Annotated in this window: 18 protein-coding genes; 3 read left to right on the top strand and 15 right to left on the bottom strand. The window is 36.8% G+C overall.

Going from position 1 to position 19,635, the window contains the following annotated elements; genetic code table 11:
• Positions 1-399 precede the first annotated feature (399 nt).
• The 4 genes from DIJ65_RS06625 to DIJ65_RS06610 form a co-directional block, all read right to left on the bottom strand.
• Entirely contained in the window at positions 400-1,053 is a 654-nt protein-coding gene (locus tag DIJ65_RS06625; protein WP_185959503.1) for a YecA family protein, read from the bottom strand.
• A 609-nt stretch (positions 1,054-1,662) separates the two neighbouring features.
• Positions 1,663-2,247, bottom strand: coding sequence for a competence protein ComK (locus DIJ65_RS06620; RefSeq protein ID WP_071151873.1), 585 nt, complete (start codon positions 2,245-2,247; stop codon positions 1,663-1,665).
• A gap of 156 nt (positions 2,248-2,403) precedes the next feature.
• On the bottom strand, positions 2,404-3,447 hold the full coding sequence (locus tag DIJ65_RS06615; RefSeq protein ID WP_117300381.1) for a DNA sulfur modification protein DndB: 1,044 nt from the start codon (positions 3,445-3,447) through the stop codon (positions 2,404-2,406).
• Positions 3,437-4,540, bottom strand: coding sequence for a DNA sulfur modification protein DndB (locus DIJ65_RS06610; protein WP_117300384.1), 1,104 nt, complete (start codon positions 4,538-4,540; stop codon positions 3,437-3,439). The genes DIJ65_RS06615 and DIJ65_RS06610 overlap by 11 nt, the downstream gene beginning before the upstream one ends.
• 293 nt (positions 4,541-4,833) lie before the next feature.
• Here DIJ65_RS06610 and istA point away from each other — a divergent pair, with 293 nt between their 5' ends.
• The 3 genes from istA to DIJ65_RS06595 all read left to right on the top strand — a co-directional run bounded on the left by istA (position 4,834) and on the right by DIJ65_RS06595 (position 7,944).
• Positions 4,834-6,288: an IS21 family transposase gene (gene istA, locus DIJ65_RS06605; RefSeq protein ID WP_117300386.1), complete on the top strand. Its 1,455-nt coding sequence runs from the start codon at positions 4,834-4,836 to the stop codon at positions 6,286-6,288.
• On the top strand, positions 6,285-7,010 hold the full coding sequence (gene istB, locus DIJ65_RS06600) for an IS21-like element helper ATPase IstB (protein WP_117300388.1): 726 nt from the start codon (positions 6,285-6,287) through the stop codon (positions 7,008-7,010). Before istA ends, istB begins: the two co-directional genes overlap by 4 nt.
• 373 nt (positions 7,011-7,383) lie before the next feature.
• A complete protein-coding gene (locus DIJ65_RS06595) occupies positions 7,384-7,944 on the top strand; it encodes an IS66 family transposase (RefSeq protein WP_185959502.1) in 561 nt (186 codons plus the stop codon).
• A gap of 93 nt (positions 7,945-8,037) precedes the next feature.
• Here the strand turns inward: DIJ65_RS06595 and murJ are convergent, their stop codons facing one another.
• The 11 genes from murJ to DIJ65_RS06540 all read right to left on the bottom strand — a co-directional run bounded on the left by murJ (position 8,038) and on the right by DIJ65_RS06540 (position 19,600).
• Positions 8,038-9,567, bottom strand: a complete 1,530-nt coding sequence (murJ, locus tag DIJ65_RS06590) for a murein biosynthesis integral membrane protein MurJ (RefSeq protein WP_221930614.1) — start codon at positions 9,565-9,567, stop codon at positions 8,038-8,040.
• Between the two features lie 25 nt (positions 9,568-9,592).
• The gene (locus DIJ65_RS06585; RefSeq protein WP_117300394.1) at positions 9,593-10,114 is read right to left on the bottom strand and encodes an acyltransferase; all 522 of its coding nucleotides are present in this window, start codon (positions 10,112-10,114) and stop codon (positions 9,593-9,595) included.
• Positions 10,115-10,140: 26 nt separating this feature from the next.
• The gene (locus tag DIJ65_RS06580) at positions 10,141-11,355 is read right to left on the bottom strand and encodes an O-antigen ligase family protein (RefSeq protein ID WP_117300396.1); all 1,215 of its coding nucleotides are present in this window, start codon (positions 11,353-11,355) and stop codon (positions 10,141-10,143) included.
• A gap of 67 nt (positions 11,356-11,422) precedes the next feature.
• On the bottom strand, positions 11,423-12,529 hold the full coding sequence (locus tag DIJ65_RS06575) for a glycosyltransferase (RefSeq protein WP_117300398.1): 1,107 nt from the start codon (positions 12,527-12,529) through the stop codon (positions 11,423-11,425).
• A gap of 26 nt (positions 12,530-12,555) precedes the next feature.
• Positions 12,556-13,686, bottom strand: a complete 1,131-nt coding sequence (locus DIJ65_RS06570) for a DegT/DnrJ/EryC1/StrS family aminotransferase (protein ID WP_117300400.1) — start codon at positions 13,684-13,686, stop codon at positions 12,556-12,558.
• Positions 13,676-14,272: an N-acetyltransferase gene (locus DIJ65_RS06565; RefSeq protein ID WP_117300402.1), complete on the bottom strand. Its 597-nt coding sequence runs from the start codon at positions 14,270-14,272 to the stop codon at positions 13,676-13,678. Before DIJ65_RS06565 ends, DIJ65_RS06570 begins: the two co-directional genes overlap by 11 nt.
• 25 nt (positions 14,273-14,297) lie before the next feature.
• A complete protein-coding gene (locus DIJ65_RS06560; protein ID WP_117300404.1) occupies positions 14,298-15,620 on the bottom strand; it encodes a nucleotide sugar dehydrogenase in 1,323 nt (440 codons plus the stop codon).
• Positions 15,617-16,654, bottom strand: coding sequence for a Gfo/Idh/MocA family protein (locus tag DIJ65_RS06555; protein WP_117300406.1), 1,038 nt, complete (start codon positions 16,652-16,654; stop codon positions 15,617-15,619). The genes DIJ65_RS06560 and DIJ65_RS06555 overlap by 4 nt, the downstream gene beginning before the upstream one ends.
• A 28-nt stretch (positions 16,655-16,682) precedes the next feature.
• A complete protein-coding gene (locus DIJ65_RS06550) occupies positions 16,683-17,600 on the bottom strand; it encodes a UDP-3-O-(3-hydroxymyristoyl)glucosamine N-acyltransferase (protein ID WP_117300407.1) in 918 nt (305 codons plus the stop codon).
• Between the two features lie 15 nt (positions 17,601-17,615).
• The gene (locus DIJ65_RS06545; protein ID WP_117300410.1) at positions 17,616-18,323 is read right to left on the bottom strand and encodes a polysaccharide deacetylase family protein; all 708 of its coding nucleotides are present in this window, start codon (positions 18,321-18,323) and stop codon (positions 17,616-17,618) included.
• Positions 18,324-18,355: 32 nt separating this feature from the next.
• Positions 18,356-19,600, bottom strand: coding sequence for a glycosyltransferase family 4 protein (locus tag DIJ65_RS06540; protein ID WP_117300412.1), 1,245 nt, complete (start codon positions 19,598-19,600; stop codon positions 18,356-18,358).
• Positions 19,601-19,635 lie beyond the last annotated feature (35 nt).

Below are 19,635 nucleotides of genomic sequence, written 5' to 3'. Positions count from 1 at the left end.
TTGATTGGTACTTCTTGTATACCCGGAAAACAGTGGTTCTTTGTGTTGTCGTCTATCTATTTAATATAGTAGGGGCGGGAATTTCCTGTTTTCGTTCTCTTTTAACAATAAAACAAGCAGGAGCTAAGCGCAATCGGCTCAGTAACATTAGTTTTGCAGCCATTCCAACAAGAATGAACTGGCTCTTTAGTGTCCGAAGTGGCTCTGAAAAATGTCCGCCCTGGTTCTATTTTATGGCAGGACTGGTTCTTGGTTGTCCTATACAATTGTCTAAAGACGATTTCCAGCAGTTCCCAGATTGTCCCTGTGTCGGATTCAATTATGACTATTTATGCTAATTGTGCGGGACACAGGGGCTCGACTTTCGATCTTTGACACAGGGGCGCGATTTCCGCTATCTTATTCAAGTGCTCGCCCAAACGACTGGTAAAGTCCGAGCGAATCCTCGTCAAAATTCTCCAGCTTCGAAGAGATCCGTTCCATTATCTCTTTGTGTCGGGGTGGAATAAAAATTAATCCGCTCGTTAGCTGCAGGCGGTTTTCTTTTGACTCCGGATGGTGGAAGACAATTCCGAACAGCCACTCCCCTTTCACCTGTTTTTCCGGCGCTTCAATCGTATAGATTTCCCCACTCCGCTCATTTTTGACCGTCAGCATTTCCGCTTCCTGATCCTCCACTTTCGCCAAAATCCAAAAGGGATGCAGCCAGGCTTCAAGCACTTCTGCCACTTGCGGGCGGTGGTTCTTTTTAAGCTCCTGCTTCACAAAAGCCGTCCATAACGCGCGGTTCTCGACATACGCATAACTCTCGAAAGACAAATCGCTGATCAAATCTGGCGAAAACATCCCTTTCAGTGCCGCAAACCATTCTTTATCACGGCGGATCATTTCTACCACATGCCGATTGTGCATCCCTTCATCGATGAATCGCCGGCGGATCACCGCCAGTTCTGACTCCACCATTTCCTGTACATTCGCTGTTTGTTCGTTGCCGTGGCATTTCTTGTATTTCTTGCCACTGCCGCAAGGGCAAGGATCGTTGCGTCCCACCATACAGAACCACCACCTTCGCATCAGTCTGTAGGTTCAATGTAGCACAAGGATGCGCGCGAAGGAACAACAAACGCGGCTCAGCAATCCGTCCATCCAGCTATCCGTTTTCTCTTGCACTCTTTTTCCAGCAGTTCCCAGATTGTCCCTGTGTCCCGCGCATTTATGACTATTTAAATATTCCGATAATTAAACAGAAACCAACGCCCTAAACCGTTGCGGTTCCTGGGCATCGCTTTTTTTGCATGCAATTGTCGTGAATAGATTGAATCGTCTTTGACACAGGGGCGCGATTTTAATGGCAGGACTGGTTCTTGGTTGTCCTATACAATTGTCTAAAGACGATTTCCAGCAGTTCCCAGATTGTCCCTGTGTTGGATTCAATTATGACTATTTATGCTAATTGTGCGGGACACAGGGGCTCGACTTTCGATCTTTGACACAGGGGCGCGATTTTACTGAGAGTTTTCATTTTGGCCCTTCTTTCCTTTAAAAAGTTGTTTATCACAACTTGGACTCATATACTTACTACACGCAGCTAGTGAAAAAATCCCGTGCTCCCTTATTTAAGCGTCCGGGATTTCAAAATAATTGCCATTCATTCAATAAATCTTACTCCACCAATCCCCCACCCTCATAATTCATCCCTACTTCACCTTTCATCAAATGATAACGAACACCCGCCTCCATCGCCTTTTCTTCAAACTCCAACGTCTGTGCCTGAATCTTATAGCGCAGTTCGTATGCCCGATGCATTTTCTTGCTGAAAGTATGCATGCTGACATCCAAGATGATCGTACTGTCGTTGCTCAGCTCGACCTGGGTGTGGCGGACTCCGGAAGGCTTGTAACTCTTCACATGCCGCAGCGACAACCAAACACAATCTTCGCGAATCGGAGATCTGCAGGGAAACAGGATAATGTCGCGTTCTCGGTCAAGGATGAGCGGGTTCATATTCTTTTTATTCAGAATGGCCTGAGCACCATCCAATGCCCCTCGCATACTCGAACCGCGAAAGCGGAGATTGGTGTCGATCAGATCAAACGGGCTTATGCCCGCAATCGAGATTCCATCCTTTTTGCAGATTTTGGAGTTCAGGAATCCATTTTCATCAAAGTTTGGCAATATGCCGATCGTCTCGGAACTGATAGCATATTCCCGTTTCATTTCACTGTTGACCTTCGTTTTCTGTTTCACTCGTTTTCCTCCATTCAATTTAAACCTTAATATTTAAATGAAATTGGAGTATACTAACAGGTAGTTGGTACACTCCAACTGGTTCCCTCGGGTGATGGTCAGCCAAGACATTCACACCCGGGGGTTTTCTATTGCGATCCTTTCCTTCCTCACATCCTACTCACCTCCTTGAAATTGCAGCCAGGTTACCATCGCTGCCATATTGGCTTTGTCCTGGTGGATGAAAAACAAACGTTTGCTGCCTCGTTCACTGCCTTTGAAAGTTCTCCAAATTTTGTTTGAAGGCCGCCAATCGATCCCTCGCAGTTTTTCCATCCGCCGCAATAATTCCACTCTCTTTTCTTTAAAGCTCAGTTCTTCCATGTCTCCTATGGCGTAGGTCGCCAGTGAATAAAGCAGCGGGAAACTCGCGAGCATGCATTCTTCATACTCGCCGATCGTTTCAACGGGATGCAGTTTGAATAACTCCTTAAACCATAGATTGATCAGTTCAATATTTTCCTCTCCATTCAGCGTGAAAAGGTTTTCCTGAACCAAACTGCTGGAAATCGTCTTTCCTGTGATGAATAAACCGACGAGCTGCCTCAACTGTGATAAGGACACGAAGTTTTTGTTGTTTGGCCGTATGACCGCCCGCTTTTCTTCTTCCACTCCAGCACCTTTGAGTTGATCATTATCAATTAGAATTTCATTGGTAATCCGATTGATTTCGTTGCGCGAGTCGTATGCAATGCGCTTCGACAAAGATACTTTTTTCCCTTTTGTATTCAAATCAATATACAGTTGATCTGCCTCGTTCGCTCCTAAACCTTCAAAAATCTGGACGGCAAGTGCGGCATTGTTCAGGCTTTGCAATAGTTTAAGCCCTTGTTTCCGTTCCTGGTCCACTTCACTGTGAATTCTATGTACAATCATGCTATTCGTTTGCGACAATGCGAGAATTCGCTGTGTGCCATCAATAATTGTCAGTTGATGCGGTTTCCCATCCTCCAACTTGCCCTCTTCCAAATACGCCACCAATGGCGGAAAATAAATCTGGTCGGTCAACACATTATCAAAGATATAATTCCTGATTTTCCGGATCTGCAGCTGATTCTTTTCCCTTACCTTTAATCTCCCCTCTGCGAGCATGGTCACCAGTTCTTTAATCGGATAATTGATAATGGTTTGTTTTTTCGTAAAGATTTCGTTACTGATCACGTGACCGCCCCTTCTCTTCCTCAATTACTCTCAAGAATTCCAACATCGTTTTCTTTATCGCAGTCGAAGTTGAATTGTTTTTGATTTGTCCTGTTGCTGTGTCGTACATATGCGCGAAAATCGGATCATCATGCTTCCAGGTGCAGCGGCGGTTCAATTTCTTCAGCATGCCGATCGCTTCGATATGCGTCACCTGGTTCCGCGTCAATGAATAGACGGTGAGCGCTAGTGCGATTTGGATACCGGACAAGCCGGACACATAAACTTTTCTGTTTTCCATGCCTTTCGGGAACAGGGTAATCCAAGACTCGAAGAATTGCTTGGCTATCTTTGGCACTTCGGCCTTTTTGCAGTTCCGGTAATAAGGCTCACCCGACTTCGGCGTGAGGATTCCTTCAAATAATGCAATCAGGCATTTCCGCATCGTGACGGTGGAAGTGACTGCCGAGTTCTGATTAGTCAACCTTGCCCGGTCTGTCTCGATTTCGAACTTATTCCCGATCAGTTGTGTTACTTCACGCGTCAACTCAATGTATGCATCTCGCTGATTAAACTTCATTACTTGTCCCGTGTGCGCTTCTTTTCTCTCGGTATTGTAATCAGTAAAGAGCTGACGTTCTTCCTGCTGGTTCAAATCAAGGTATACTTGCATCGCTACAGGATAGGCTTCCAGGCTTTGGATATAGGTACCCAGCTCGAGCGCTTTGCTGTAATTGCCTTCCACTTCTGACTGCTCCTTGTTCGCCTGAAGGTAATTAATCGCCGATAATAAGGCTTCTGATCGGTGCTGGCCGTCCAACACATAAATCTTATTACCCGGTGCCAGCTCGAACCTCCCTTCCACTTCTTTGATCCCACCCCTGCTGGAGAAGACGAAAGGCGAGAAATAAAAGTGCTCTTTCTTTTCCAGCGCATCAATAATGAAGTCACGGATTTCCCTCCGCCTATTCGGATCCAGCGTCCGCTGCACTTCATGATCCACTACAAACATTGCCCGCAGCATCGAAAAGCGAATTTGAGTGGATAGAATCTCTTTCCCAAACTGATTATATGTTGAACCTTTTATCGTCGCTAATACTCCAGTATTGATCATATGGTCTTCCTCCCTATCCTTACTTTGTTAATTATATAGGTACTTATACTTAAAAGTAAAACTATTTTAAATACTTTATCAATTTAAACTTAAACTTTGTTTTACCTACTCGTTTTTAAACTTAAACCTTTACAATTGAAGATTGTTGTGTAGTGCAATATAGAAGTACAGAGTTATGAAACGAAAAAGTACATAACGCTGCACTGTGCAAAGGCACAAAAAAAGACTTGCCAGTCTTCCAAAATTTCTCTACCGTAATTGGTGTCGAATCAATAAGGTGGAGGTTGAAAGGAATGCTGGCAATGTCTGAAGTAAATTGTATCAAAGTTTTGCGGAATCAGAAATCATTATCTATCAATGCAATCCATAAAATGCTGGGAATCAACTGGCGCACAGCGAAAAAGTATGCCGATGGCGAAGATCTGCCGGAGGAGAAGGCAGTTAAAAAAGAAGGCATGATGCACGAGGAACAATGGGGCGAGATTGTCGCCGATTGGTTATGGGAAGATGAAAAGCTGAAGAAAAAACAGCGCCGGACCAACAAAAAGATGTTTCAGGATTTGAAAGCCATGGAGTTTCCAGGCTCCTACCGGACCCTCTGCTATTTCATCAAAGAGTGGCGCGAAGGACGAGAGGATCTGGAAGAGGAGACACGGGACAAGAATGCGGAACGGCTGGAACATCCGCCGGGTGAAGCGCAGCTGGATTTCGGATTGATGGAAGCGGTGAAAGAAGGTAAATACGTGGATATTCACGCACTCGTCCTGTCACTTCCTTTCAGTAACGCCGCTTATGCAATCCCGCTGCCAGGCGAGAACCAGGAGTGTTTCCTCCAAGGAATGAAGATGATTTTCAGTCAACTGGGCGAAGTGCCGAGAAAAATTCGCATCGATAACCTGAAAGCCGCTGTCATCCGACCACGGGGGCGTCATGAAGAAGCCGTCTTTACAGATGAGTTTCTCCGTTTCGCCAATCACTACGGATTTGAGCCACAGGCGTGCAATCCGGCAGCCGGCTATGAAAAAGGAAATGTAGAAAACAAAGTGGGCTATGTCCGCTACAATTTCATTACACCGGCGCCAGTCATCGAAAACCTGGACCACCTGACGGATCTGCTTAAAGATCACTTGGAAAAAGACCGCGAACGCATTCATTACAAGAAACAGGTGCCAATCAAGGAGCTATTGGAAGAGGAATCTCAGTACCTTCTCGCCTTGCCAGAAGAAGAATATTCCGTGTTCAAGGCAGAGAAGGCGAAAGCGAATAAGTATGGCGAAATCCTGATTGATCAAGTGGGCATATACATACCGAAAGGCGCTAACTTTTCACAGCTGTCCGTCATCAAATACTGGAACCGGTTCAAAGTCGTCTCTCCTCACGGAGAGATTCTGTATGATGATTTTCGTCCCTACATGCATCGGAATCGGAAGATTCCTTGGGATGGCATTTTACGCGCTTGGCTCAGTAAGCCTCGCGCTGTTCCCTACTCTCGTTTTGCCCCTTATTTGCCGGGACGTATCCGAGAATACCTGGCGATAACGGATCTTACCATTCGCAAAGAGCGCTTGAGATGGCTCATTGCCACACTTGTCCTGCATGACATGGAAGAAATCAGTGAACGATTCTATGAACTGTTAAGTGAACAGACCCAGGAGATGAAAGAGCCAGCAGACCACCCTTTCGATGTGGACTGGTCGATTTATGATCAGCTCCAATCCCCCACCCACGCTGGAGGTGAGATCGGATGACGGCTGAATTGAAACAGATATGTAAGAGCCTGCGGCTGGCGCATGTCGCCGACATTTACGGGTCCATCGCATTTGAAAATTCCGCTCAATTTGTGGAAGCCCTTCTGAACAAGGAGTTGGAGCTGAGGGAAGAAGCGAAAGCAGCGAGGCTGATCAAGAAAGCGAAGTTCTTGCAGGAGAAGACGCTTCCGTCTTTTGAGTGGAGCGAAAAAATTCATTTCCCGCATCAGCTCGATTCGGAAGAACTCGTCAAGCTTCACTTCATCGAACGAAAAGAGAACCTGATCTTCACGGGATCCACTGGACTTGGCAAAACGCATCTGGCCACCGCGCTGGGTCATGAAGCATGCCAAAAAGGTTTTGAAGTGCGGTTCTATCGGGTTTCAGACCTCGCAGAGGTATTGGAAAAAGCGTGGGCCGAAGGGAAATGGGGACAATTTCGGAATCGATTCAAAAAAGTGGATTTGGTCATCTTAGATGAGATGGGCTATGTGCCTTTTAGCAAAGAAGGGGCGGAACTCCTCTTTCAGCTCATTTCGGACTGGTACGAGCAAACGAGTCTCATCATCACGTCAAACTTGGAATTCAGTCAATGGAATCGCGTGTTCAGTGACCCCCGGCTAACAGCGGCGCTCGTCGATCGGGTCATCCATCACGCACATATTCTAAATTTTACAGGAGATAGTTTCAGGGTCTCAAACGCACTGTCACGGCAAAAATAATGATAAAAAGGAAGACTGGCAAGCTTCTGTACTTTCCATTGCATTCTTCTGCACTTTTCTATTGCATTACACAATTGTTCAATTAAAATAATTAATTTCTTTTGAAAAGAAAAAATCACCCTTGAAAACAGATCGTTTTCAAGGGTGATTTCACTTACTGACCAATTCAATTTTCCTTCTAAATTCTTGTCCGGAGATTTCCAGCAGTTCCCAGATTGTCCCTGTGTCCCGCGCATTTATGACTATTTGAATATTTCGATAATTAAACAGAAACCAATGCCCAAAACCCTTGGGGTTCTTGGACATCGTTTTTTTCGCATTCAATTGTTGTGAATACACTGAATCGTCTTTGTCACAGGGGCGCGATTTTATCTTGAAGAGTCCATCATCAAGTGCCACCCGATCGACGATTGCCAAAAAGGGATTCAACTTCTGTAACCAATTGTTCGCGATTGAACGAAAAATCAAGAAGCTGGACGCAAAAGAGCGGTTAGAAATACGCCAAAAAGACAGTCAGCCTGTGCTGGATGCTTATTTGGCATGGTTAAATGAACAAAAAGAAATCATTGCGCCTCAATCCGCAACCGGTAAAGCCATCACGTATTCATTGAATCAGTGGCACAAGCTGACAACGTTTATGAAAGACGGCCGTATTGAGATCGATAATAATCGCGCTGAACGGTCGATTAAACCATTCGTCATCGGACGAAAGAATTGGCTGTTCGCCGTATCAACGAATGGGGCGAAATCAAGCGCCATCGCTTACAGTCTCGTAGAGACAGCCAAAGAGAATGGCTTGAATCCATTTTTCTACCTTCAGTTTCTTTTCGAAGAACTTCCGCAGCTCGATATGAATGGGGAACTGGAGATCGATCACCTGATGCCGTGGTCGAAGAATCTTCCGAAAGACTGTTATATCCAAAAGAAAAAATAAAAAAATGCCTTTCCGAGAATAAATCGGGAAAGCATTTTCTTTTCTAAGAAACTAGGTGTTCGTTATTGGACGCTTACATTTATACAAGGTATTTTACGCTCTCTTCATTTTCCCTCTTATTAAGTTGATGAGAGTATAAAATTCCTCTACTTTCAATATATAGATTAACGTTAAATAAATTAAAGTAGCAACAACCATTGAAAAAAGTAATACTATACTATTATTATACTCTAAAATCAAATAACTATAGGTGAATTTAGATATACCACCCATAAGTATAGATGCTATAAGTATTTTAATTAGGGATATCGCTGCTTTTTTACTATCCAATGATCCGAACTTTCTTCTTAAACTATAAAATAATAAGCCTGTAGTAACAAAAGCCGATATACTAGTTGCTAATGCAAGTCCGCCTATACCTAAGTATTTGGAAAATACAAAACTCAAAATAATGTTAATTAGCACTCCTATAACAGCATTCATCATAGGAGTTTTTGTATCTTGATGAGAATAAAATGCTTTTGATAATATTTCTCTAAGACCAATACCTAACATTCCAATGGAATAGAAAAATAATGCTTGTGACGTTAACGAAATTGCCTCAGCGTCAAAGGCTCCTCTTCCAAAAAGCAATGTAACAATAGGTGCAGAAAATATCATGAGTCCTGTAGCTGCAGGTATAATTAAAATGTTTATAGCCCCTATTGATTCAAATATTATTCTTTTGAAATTTTGAATTTTTTTTTCTTCTGCAGCTTTAGATAGGCTAGGGTAAATAGCTGTTGAAATTGACATAACTATAATGGTCAATATGAAGGAATTGATTCTATCCGCATAATTTAATGCAGATATTCCTCCAATGGCAACCTGAGAAGCTAATGTTTTATTAATAAGTATATTTATTTGATTAACAGAAACTCCTAAAATTAAAGGGATTGATAACTTCATCATTTGAATTACATGTTTATTTTTAAAATCTAAACTTAAGGTGTATTTGAAACCATTTTTTCTCGTGAAAAATAGTAATAATAGAAGTTGAAAAAACAATGCTGCTACGCTTCCTACAGATAATAGTATTAAATCATATTTATAACTCAAGAATATTGAAAGTATAATAAAAAAATTATAAACAAAACCAAATAATGCCGGAACAATAAAATTTTTATTGATCTGAAGAAAACCATTTAATATATAGATAATACCAGTAAAAAAAATTCCTAGGACAGTAACTTTTGTGAAATTACTTGCTAAAAGCATAGTTTCTTCGTCGAAGCCTGAAGCAAATATTTTAACTAACTGTAAAGAAAACATTTCTACTACTATTACTAAAAACAAACTAAAAATCGTTAAAATATTTATAAGATTACTTGTAAATTTATGACTTTCAATTACGCCCGATTTATTCTCTATTTTTGTGTACATTGGAATAAAGCCTGTAGCGATTCCCAGTATTATAAACGAAAATATTACATCTGGTATTGTTAGAGCGATATAATATGCATCACTAATATTTGAGGCCCCATAAAAATAAGATAAAGAAATCTCTCTAGCAAAACCGATGACTTTAGAGAAAAGAGTTATGACCATTAATAATGCAGCTGTTCTCCTCATAACTCCCACCATTTCATCCTTATATAAATTAAGTTCACTATATTATTTCTCTATATTTTATAATTTTCGCCGGAACTCCAGCTACCACTGAATATTCTTCAATGTCTTTAGTTACAATACTTCCAGCAGCTATGACTACGCCTCTCCCGATTTTTACTCCAGACAATATTTGAGCCCCATAACCTATCCACACATCATCACCCACAATTATATCTTTTTCTATACTACCTTGATTCTTTATCAAAGTATTTTTGTCCGCGTAATTATGCATGTCTGTTCTCATGTGAACTTCAAATGAAATTAAGCAATCATCACCTATTACTATTTTTGCATTTTTACTCGCTTTAAAGTGACCACCGTTTATATAAGAATTAGTTCCTATATAAATGTTTCCGGGATAACTTAGCTTTACATTCGGACCTATTTTCGACATTCTTTTCTTATCTTTTTGATTAACCGAAAAGGAATTAGACAGACCTTTTGCAAAAGAAAAAATTTTAACAAAAGTATTCACAAATTTAAAAAGAAGAATAATGGTTATTTGCAACAAGTTTTTCATAATATTTTTACTCCTAAACTATTATTTCAAACTTTAATTTCAGCTTTGGATAGCAAGCTTTTTCTTGTATAATTTACTCCTAAACCAATAATTAACCATTGTAAAAGCGCTATCGCCAGGTTATTTTGAGTTAGCGAAACTTCAAACACTAAATAAACTAAAACACCTAAAAATAAAGATCCAATAATTCTTACTTTACTATGAAGCTTAGCTAAATATAAGTAATTCCACACTGATAAGAATAGAAGAAAAAGTACAGAAATCCCCAAAAACCCTACTTGTAAAGCTGTTTGAAGATAAAAATTATGGGCCGATAATCCACTTGCAACTAAAGATGAAGGAGAAGCTGCAGATCCATATCCCCATAAAAGCTTTTCATCAATCACATTAATTAAATCTCCCCAAATATATTGTCTTCCTGAGAAAAATGTTTTTCCAGTATATTTGAAAGAATAATTATTTAAATCCTTTCCAATAGATAAAGTAGAAAGTTTCGGATAAATATAAGTGAAAATAAAAATTATACCTGTTAAAACTATAAAATAAGCGTTAAAAATAAGTCTCTTTTTAGCAAAAATCGGCCATAAATAATAGGTTATTAAGAAAGTAAGTGCAACGAGTAAGACAGAACGTGAGCCTGAAAGAAACAATAAACAAATGCCTATTAAGGTAGGTATAGTTACTATAAAAATAGACTTTTTACTTTTTGCCTTATAAAATATGAACATTATTCCTAATAGAAAGACTATATATCCGCCAAAAGAATTGGGGTTTGCCACAGCTCCTTTAAAAGATGAAGGAAACCCTTGAGTTATCCACCAAAATAAGTGAAAAAATAAAAATCCCGAAATTATAACAAAGACTATTCTTTCATTTATTTTATTTAAGGGTATGTAAGTAACTCCTAAAAAAAATAAAACTACCATTAAAACTTGGATTACATTGGTAATAGAAGCCATATTTATATCAACAAAAATTCCGCTAAAATAAACCATTACATATAAGAAAGATAATAAGAAAATCCATTTCTCTTTTTTCAAAATATACTTTCTTTTCACTATATTTAGCAGGAAAAAACAAAAATAAAATACCAGTAAAACCCCGATCATTATAAATCCAATATTTGAGAATTCTTTAGAATTATTTAAACCAATTAATAAAAAGGAAGTTATAAATAAGAAAGTACTTATTATAAACATAGATTTTTCCTTCGAATTTACGTTTTCTTTTTTAATATTCATAATTAAACTCGCTCTCAAAATTTATTGTAAGAAATAATTTTCGCAAAACAGTCAATGATTAAAAATATCATGATCTTTTTATTTCCAAATTAGTATATAAGCCTATCATTGCATCAACATTCTTTTCCCAATCGTACTGTTCTATGACTCTTTCTCTGCCCTTAATTCCCATACTTACTCTTAAATTTTCATTAAGAACCAATTTTTCTAAAGCATTTGCTATTTTATCAATATTATTTCTTTCTACAATAAATCCAGTGTTTTCGTGGTTAATTATTTCCTTAAAGCCATCTGCATCAGTAGCTACCACAGGAAGTTCCATAGCCATCGCCTCAACCACAGCAACACCAAAGCTTTCAGTTAAACTTGTTACACAAAATATATCTAATTCTTCTAAAGCATTAGGAACTTTATCATTCGGTATACTGCCTTTTAAATATACAATCTTCTCCAATCGAAGTGTTTCAATCAACTTCTCTAGCTCATTTTTTTGATTTCCTTCACCATAAATATAAACTTTTATTTTTCCAGCTACTTCCGATAAGTTTTTTTCATTCAAACTGTCCATTAACACTCTTATTGATTTAATCAAAATATCTATGCCATAAGTTGGGGATAAAGTTTTAATATTTCCGATTAAAATATTATCGTTTTTTTTCATTATATTTCGTTTTTTAAACTTCTCCAAATCTACACCAAAAGGTGTAATGAAAATATTCTCTTTATTAACGTTCATCAAGTTTTTGACTTGTTCTGCCATACAATAACTAGTAGAAGCAATTTTATCCGCATATAATAAGTTTTCGACCACCAATTTCTTGCTAAATGAATTTCGATACGGAAAACTGTATACATCACTACCCCAAACTGACAAGATCAACGGACTTAATTTAGATAATCTCGCTAATACACCATATCCGCTAGCGTAATGTGCATTTACAACATCGGGCTTTATTTTTTTAAAATATTTTTTCAATTCTAACGTATTAACAAAGTACCCTTTAGTACCAGAATATTTAAGCTTATGAATAATTACTTTACTATTAATTTTGTTACAAGTAGGTTCATTTCCTTTGTTAAAGACCAAATGAACCTCATGGTTTCTATCTACTAAGGAATTTACCCACCTAACTGTATGTATACTAGCGGCATTGGCCAAAAAAAGAATTTTCACTTAATCACCTCTTAACATAAAATAATTCAAAATTTACAAACGTATTCATTTACAATACGACATACGTCATCAATATCATTACTAGACATGTAAGGATGCATAGGAAGTGATAGTACAGTATCACATAATTCATTTGTGACTTTGAAATCCTCATTCACAAAATTCAACTCTGAAAAAGCTTTTTGTTTATGCATTGGCTTAGCGTAATAAATCATGCTTGGTATGCCACTTTCTTTTAATAGGTTTTGTAAACTGTCACGTTGGTTTATATTTTTTAATTTAATCGTATATTGTGCATAACTTGAGGTGTAACCTTTTGGAATAATTTGTTTTTCCACGCCTTGCAATCTATTATTATACATTTCTGCTACTTGATTGACATCTTTAACCTCGTGGTTTTCGAAAGCTTTTAACTTAATTAATAATACAGCTGCTTGAATAGTATCTAATCTTGAATTGACTCCTATTCTTACATTATCATACTTATCTTCACCTTGTCCGTGTACCTTTAAAGATCTAATAAGCTTCGCTAGACGATCATCATTTGTAAAAATAGACCCACCATCTCCATAACAACCTAGAGGTTTAGCCGGAAAGAAAGAAGTTGTTGCTGCATGACCAAAACTACATGCTTTTTCTCCCTCAATGCTACCTCCGAAACCTTGCGCACCATCCTCCAATACCTTTAGTTTAAATTCCTCTGCAATATTCATAATTTCCAAGTAATTTGCAGGAAGTCCAAACAAATCCACAGGTATAATTACTTTAGGTATTAAAACACCTTCTTTTAATGTTTTTAAAATTGCTTGTTTCAACTTAACAGGATCCATATTGTATGTATCACGATCAACATCTACAAATACGGGAGTAGCACCTCTAAATGAAACAATCTCTCCAGTTGAAAAAAAAGTGAAATCAGGAACAAATACAGCGTCACCTTCTTTTATATCCCATGCCATCATCAATAATGTCATAGCTTCTGTACCATTTGCACATGTAATACAATGCTTTACTCCTACATACTCACTTAGTTTAGTTTCTAATTCTTTAACTTCCGATCCACCAACGAAACTTCCAACGTCTAGTACATTTTGAATAGCTGTATCTATTTCAGTTTTATATCTTTGATACTGACTCTTTAAATCTCTAAATTCCATTTCCGCAACCTCCGTTACATTCCAAAAGATCATTTAACCCATTGTCTAAAACGTGATACGCTCTGCTGCATTCATTACATGTCAAATCTTGTTTTAGCACACTGCCACATTCACATACCCATCCAATTTGCTTTGCTGGTATTCCAGCCATAAGAGCATGATCAAGTACATTTTTAGTCACCACTGCTCCAGAAGCTACCATTGCCCATTTTCCAATTATATTTCCACATACTATAGTTGCGTTTGCCCCTATAGATGCTCCATATTTAACTAGCGTCTGTTTATAGCCTTCTTTTCCTTTAGGATATTTACTTCTAGGTGTTAAATCATTAGTAAATACCATTGAGGGACCACAGAAAACATAGTCTTCTAATATTACTCCTTCATAAACAGATACATTATTTTGAATTTTCACTCCATTACCCACAAGAACATTATTACCAATATTTACATTTTGTCCTAATGAGCAATTTTCTCCTATTTTAGATCCTTTATGAATATGGCTGAAATGCCAAACTTTAGTTCCTACACCAATTGTTACATTATCGTCTATATAGCTACTTTCATGAACAAAGTAAGTAGTCATAAACACCTTCCTTATCTTGAAGAACTTATATTTTATAGTATTTATCTTTCGTTAAATTTTGATATGAATTTCTAGTATCTAAAATATACGAATTGGATGATAAGATTAAATCGTAATTAAAATTACTGTGATTAGTTGTGATTAAAATCAAATCTGATTCTTCCAGGTTTTCTTTTGTCAGTGACACTGTATCCACTACATCTCCTTGGAATTTGAAACTAGGTATGTAAGGATCAACAACTTTCCATTCAGAACCCGAATTTGTTAATCTTTCTAATATCGGAAGTACAGGAGACTCTCTATAATCATCAATATTTTTTTTGTAAGCTACTCCAAGCACTAAAATTTTCGATCCATTCAATGCTTTTCCTTGTATGTTTAAAATTTCAGCACATCGTTGAACAACAAAATCTGGCATACTATCATTAATTTCCCCAGCAGTTTCTATCAATTTTGTATGGTAATTATACTCTCGGGCTTTCCAAGTCAGATACCATGGATCAATAGGTATACAATGACCACCCAACCCTGGACCAGGATAAAACGGCATAAATCCATAAGGTTTTGAAGCTGCCGCATCAATTACTTCCCATACATCTATTCCCATTTTATTGCAAAGAATAGCCATTTCATTTGCTAGAGCTACATTTATATTTCTAAATGTGTTCTCTAATAGCTTTTCCATTTCTGCTACTGCAGGACTCGAAACCTCATGAACATCGCCATCTAATACTGCTCTATACATTGCTGCAGCTACTTCTGTGCAGTTTCGGGTAATTCCACCAACTACTTTAGGAGTATTTTTTGTATTAAATTCTTTATTTCCCGGGTCAACCCGCTCTGGTGAATAAGCCAAGAAGAAGTCTTCTCCACATACCATTCCAGATTCTTCTAATATTGGTTTAATCAGCTCTGCAGTGGTTCCAGGGTAGGTAGTACTTTCTAAAACAATTAATGTTCCTTTGGTGAAATTAGCAGAAATTGCTCTAGCAGAACTTTCTACATAAGACATATTAGGCTGCTTATAAATATCCAAAGGAGTAGGTACGCAAATTGCTACTGCATCCACTTCTTTAATGAAAGAGTAATCAGAAGTAGCTTTTAGCTTTCCTGATAGTACCAAAGACTCCAAATCAGCTGGCAAAACATCTCCTATATAATTAATACCATCATTCACACTTTTCACTTTTTCTTCTTGTACATCAAAGCCAATCACATTAAATCCTGCTTTAGCTTTTTCAACAGCAAGTGGCAAACCAACATAGCCTAGGCCAACAACTCCTATTGTTGCGTTTTTAGTATTCAATTTATTAATTAATAATTCTTCTAGTCCCTCTAATTTATTCATTTTGAAACCTCTCTTTTTTCCAATAAAATATTTACAAGTCTTTTTGATGCAGCGGATTCATAAAATGCTAATACTAATTTTAAAGCTCGTTTACCATCTTCTCCAGTTACAGCTGGTTCTTTATTATTCTGTATCGCAAAAATCATTTCTTCGATGATTCTTTGGTGCCCTGGAGTTCCCCACGGATCTTGTTCAACTCGATTTATTATTTCTTGAATTTCGGCATCTTCTAAATCTTCAACTTCCAATTTTTCAAAATGCAAAGCATTTGTTCCACCAATTTTCAATGTACCTTTTTCTCCAAAAATAGTAATAGATTCTTCGTAGTTTTTTGGATAAACAGTAGTTGAAGCTTGAATGTTTGCCAAAACTCCATTTTCAAAACGAACGACCCCGGTAGATACATCTTCGGCCTCTATATTCCTTAAACGAGTAGCTTCCATACTAAACACTTCTGTCGGTTTTCCAATAAACCATAATAGTAAATCTAAGTTATGAATTGCTTGGTTCATTAGAACGCCACCATCGTGAGTTTTTGTACCACGCCAAGGGGCTTGATCATAGTATTCTTGACCACGATTCCAATTCACCAGACAATTAGCATGACTTATCTTCCCTAAAAGATTTTGATCTAGAATTTTTTTCGTTTCCTGCACCACTGTTCTAAATCGATTAGGATGTACAACTGTAAGTTTTACCCCATTCAACTCTGAAGCATTTATAATACGGTCTGTTTCTTCAAGCGTCATCGCAATTGGTTTTTCCATTACAATATGTTTTTTTGCTCTTGCTACTTCTTCGGCTATTGGTGCATGTAAGCCACTTGGTGTACAAATACAGACTATATCAATTAATGGGTCTTTAAGCATTTCGGTTGAGTCGACATAAGCTTTAGCCCCATAAGTTTCTGAATAAAAACCCATCATTTCCGGTACTCTATCACAAACGGCTATTAAATTTGCATTTGAAATTTTATCTATTGCTAATGCGTGTTTTTTTGCGATGAATCCGCAACCTATTATGGCAAAATTCAATTTAACTCATCCTCTTCTAATCTTAAGTCTATTCTATATTTATTTTTCTTATGGTTTTGGCAGGAACACCAGCTACTACTAAATTAGCTTCTACATCTTTTACTACAACAGCCCCTAAACCAACAATGGAATTTTCGCCTATAGTTAGCTGATTCATGATAGAAGCCGAAGGTGCAATATAAGAATTTTCTTTTAGGGTTACACTGCCAGCGATCATCGACATAGCAATCACAGAAACATTTGATTCAATTATTACATTATGCGCTATGTGACAAAGGTTATCTATTTTCACATTATCTCCTATAATTGTGTCACTAAGTGTGCCCTTATCGATGCAAGTATTTGCTCCAATTTCAACATCTTCTCCAATTCTTACGCCTCCAAAATGAGGAACTTTAATGTTAAATCCTTTCGAATTCTGAAAATATCCATAGCCATCAGAACCAATTACAACTCCTGAAGCTATAATGCTTCTCTTTCCAATTTCTACTTTACCTTCAATTGTCACATTGTTTTTAATTCTAACTCCTTCTTTAATAACCACTTCTGGCCCTATATAACAATTATGTCCAATAGAAACTTGTTCTCCTATTGATGTTGAATCAACAACAGAATTCCCGACGGTTGTATCTAAATTTTCCTTTTCCACAAAAAACTCTGTCAATATACTAAAATAAACCTCTTTAGGATTCTCACAATGAATAAAATTTATCCCTGATAAATTTTCAGTTTTTAAAAATGGTGATACTATTAAGACATTTAATTTTTTGAATTCATTTATAGGGATTTCATCTAATTTTCCTTCATTTTTAATCCAATAGATTGTTTTGCTATTTACTTTATCTAGTGATGCGTACCTCTTGATTTCAAGTTCATTTTGCCCCTTATATTGAAAATTAAATTCAGAATTTCTAAGGTGCTCTATAATTTGGCTAATATTTGTCATATAAATCACATCTCTCTAAATTATTTTTTCTAAATCTGTTATGTTATTTTTCAATGTCTCATATCTTTCATTTTTAGCGCCATTTATAAACATTTCTATTTTATGTTCCATCGTTTCAGACTCATTAGCATACCAAAAAGGGTGGGTTAGTATGTGAAGATTTTTATAGTTATTAGATATAATATTTTCAACTGGATTTTCTCTCCAGTTCATTCTCGAATCTGATATGTATTTCATTTCTTTAAAATATGCTTGAGAATAGGAATTTATAACATTTCCTAAATCCAAATTTTCGTTCAGTAAGAATTGAGATGGTCTATGCATCGAGACTGTATTAACTTTAAAATTAAAGAGTTGTGAAATTATTTTAATTTCCGTAAAAATTTCTTTTTTAATGTCATCAATATTATTAATATTGTATTTTTTTTCATCAAAATGTAAGCCCACTTCATGTCCGAGCCCTTTTATTCGTTGTATAAATTCAATTGATTTTTTAGAAAAAACATTATAAAAATCGGAAGAAATCAAAATAAAATACGTAGATTTCATGTCCATTTCATTTTCGATAATTGCAATATCTAAGGCTTTTTCTAAGCTGTAGTCAACATCATGTCTCAATATGACTGTTTTCCCATTACCTTTTTCACCATATATTATATCGTGATAATTATTTTCCTTTAATAAAATCAATAGTTCTTTATACGCGTTATATGTGAATTCCATGAAATCATCCTTTACTCAATAAACTGTATATCTCAAAATACTTTTGATAATTTCTTAGTCAGCACTTTATAATCAAACAATTCACTAGTTTGTTTTGCATTATTACAGATTTCCTGGTACTCATCTTGATGCATATTTTTAAATTCAAGTATTTCTTTGCATATAAGCAAACTGTCATTTGTTTCTAATTCTTTACCAGTGTTAAAGCGTTCTATTAAAGAATATTCAGGTTTAAAAGTACTTAAAATGGGTCTGCCAGAGGCAAGGTATTCAAACAACTTGTTTGGTGAAATTCCGTATTTAAAAACCGGATTACTTTGGCCAAGTATTATATTTAAGTTTGCTTTAGAAAGAACATAAGGAATTGATTTTTTTTCAATTCTCCCTTTGAATTTCACGTTAGATAAGCCCTTTAATTCTACTCTCATTATTAATTCCCGCAAATGATCTCCATCCCCGTAAATCAAGAATTCGACATTTTGCCCCTTTAAATTCTCTGCTATTTCAAGTATTAATCCTACATTGTTTACTTTTCTTACAGAACCAGTATAAATAACTTTAAATGAATTTTGATTTTCTAAATCAGAATCATTTATAGCATAGTTTTCTTTATTAAAGCTGTAAGTTTCTAAGGATACTCCATTATTAATATGATGGACCTTCTCGAGATCAACAGGGCCATTTCTATCCTTATCCCATCCTCTATCAGTAATGTAATCTTTTCCGCCTTCTATTGTAAAAATCAATTTATCTGCTTTTTTATAGATCCATTTTTCTCCAAAAAATAATAGCTTCGTAAAAAGGCTATTTCTTTTTAATGCACCGTAAGCGACTAAACTTTCTGGCCACAAATCTCTTACTTCACAAATGCAAGGTACTCCAAATTTCTTTGCTATTTTAATTCCTGCTACCAATGTTAAAGGATGAACACTTGAAGCTAGAATAACATCAGGCTTCCCATTTTTTTGGGCATAGTCTTTAGCCGTTGGGAAAAGATTTCTGTAGAAAGAAAACATATTTTTAACTCTGTCAACACCATTGTCTTTATAAGCTGTTGTTTTAACAAAGACGAACGGTATTTCATTTTCTGAATTTATTTTATATTTCTCTTTGCCTGTCTCTATATTTTTTTCATTTATATGACGAGTAGACGCACAAAATATGGTAACACTGTATCCCATTTTCATAAGATACTTAGCAAACCAATAATGTCTTCCGCCTTTGTTCTCTAACATATTTGTCGCATAATGATTCCAAATCCATACGTTTTTTTTCACTTTAAATCTCCTTGCTGTTATAATCTTTATTCTTT

The organism is Planococcus salinarum (assembly GCF_007004625.1).
GTDB lineage: Bacteria > Bacillota > Bacilli > Bacillales_A > Planococcaceae > Planococcus > Planococcus salinarum.
Note: the sequence above shows the minus strand (reverse complement) of the source record. Positions and strands in the feature narration are given on the sequence as shown.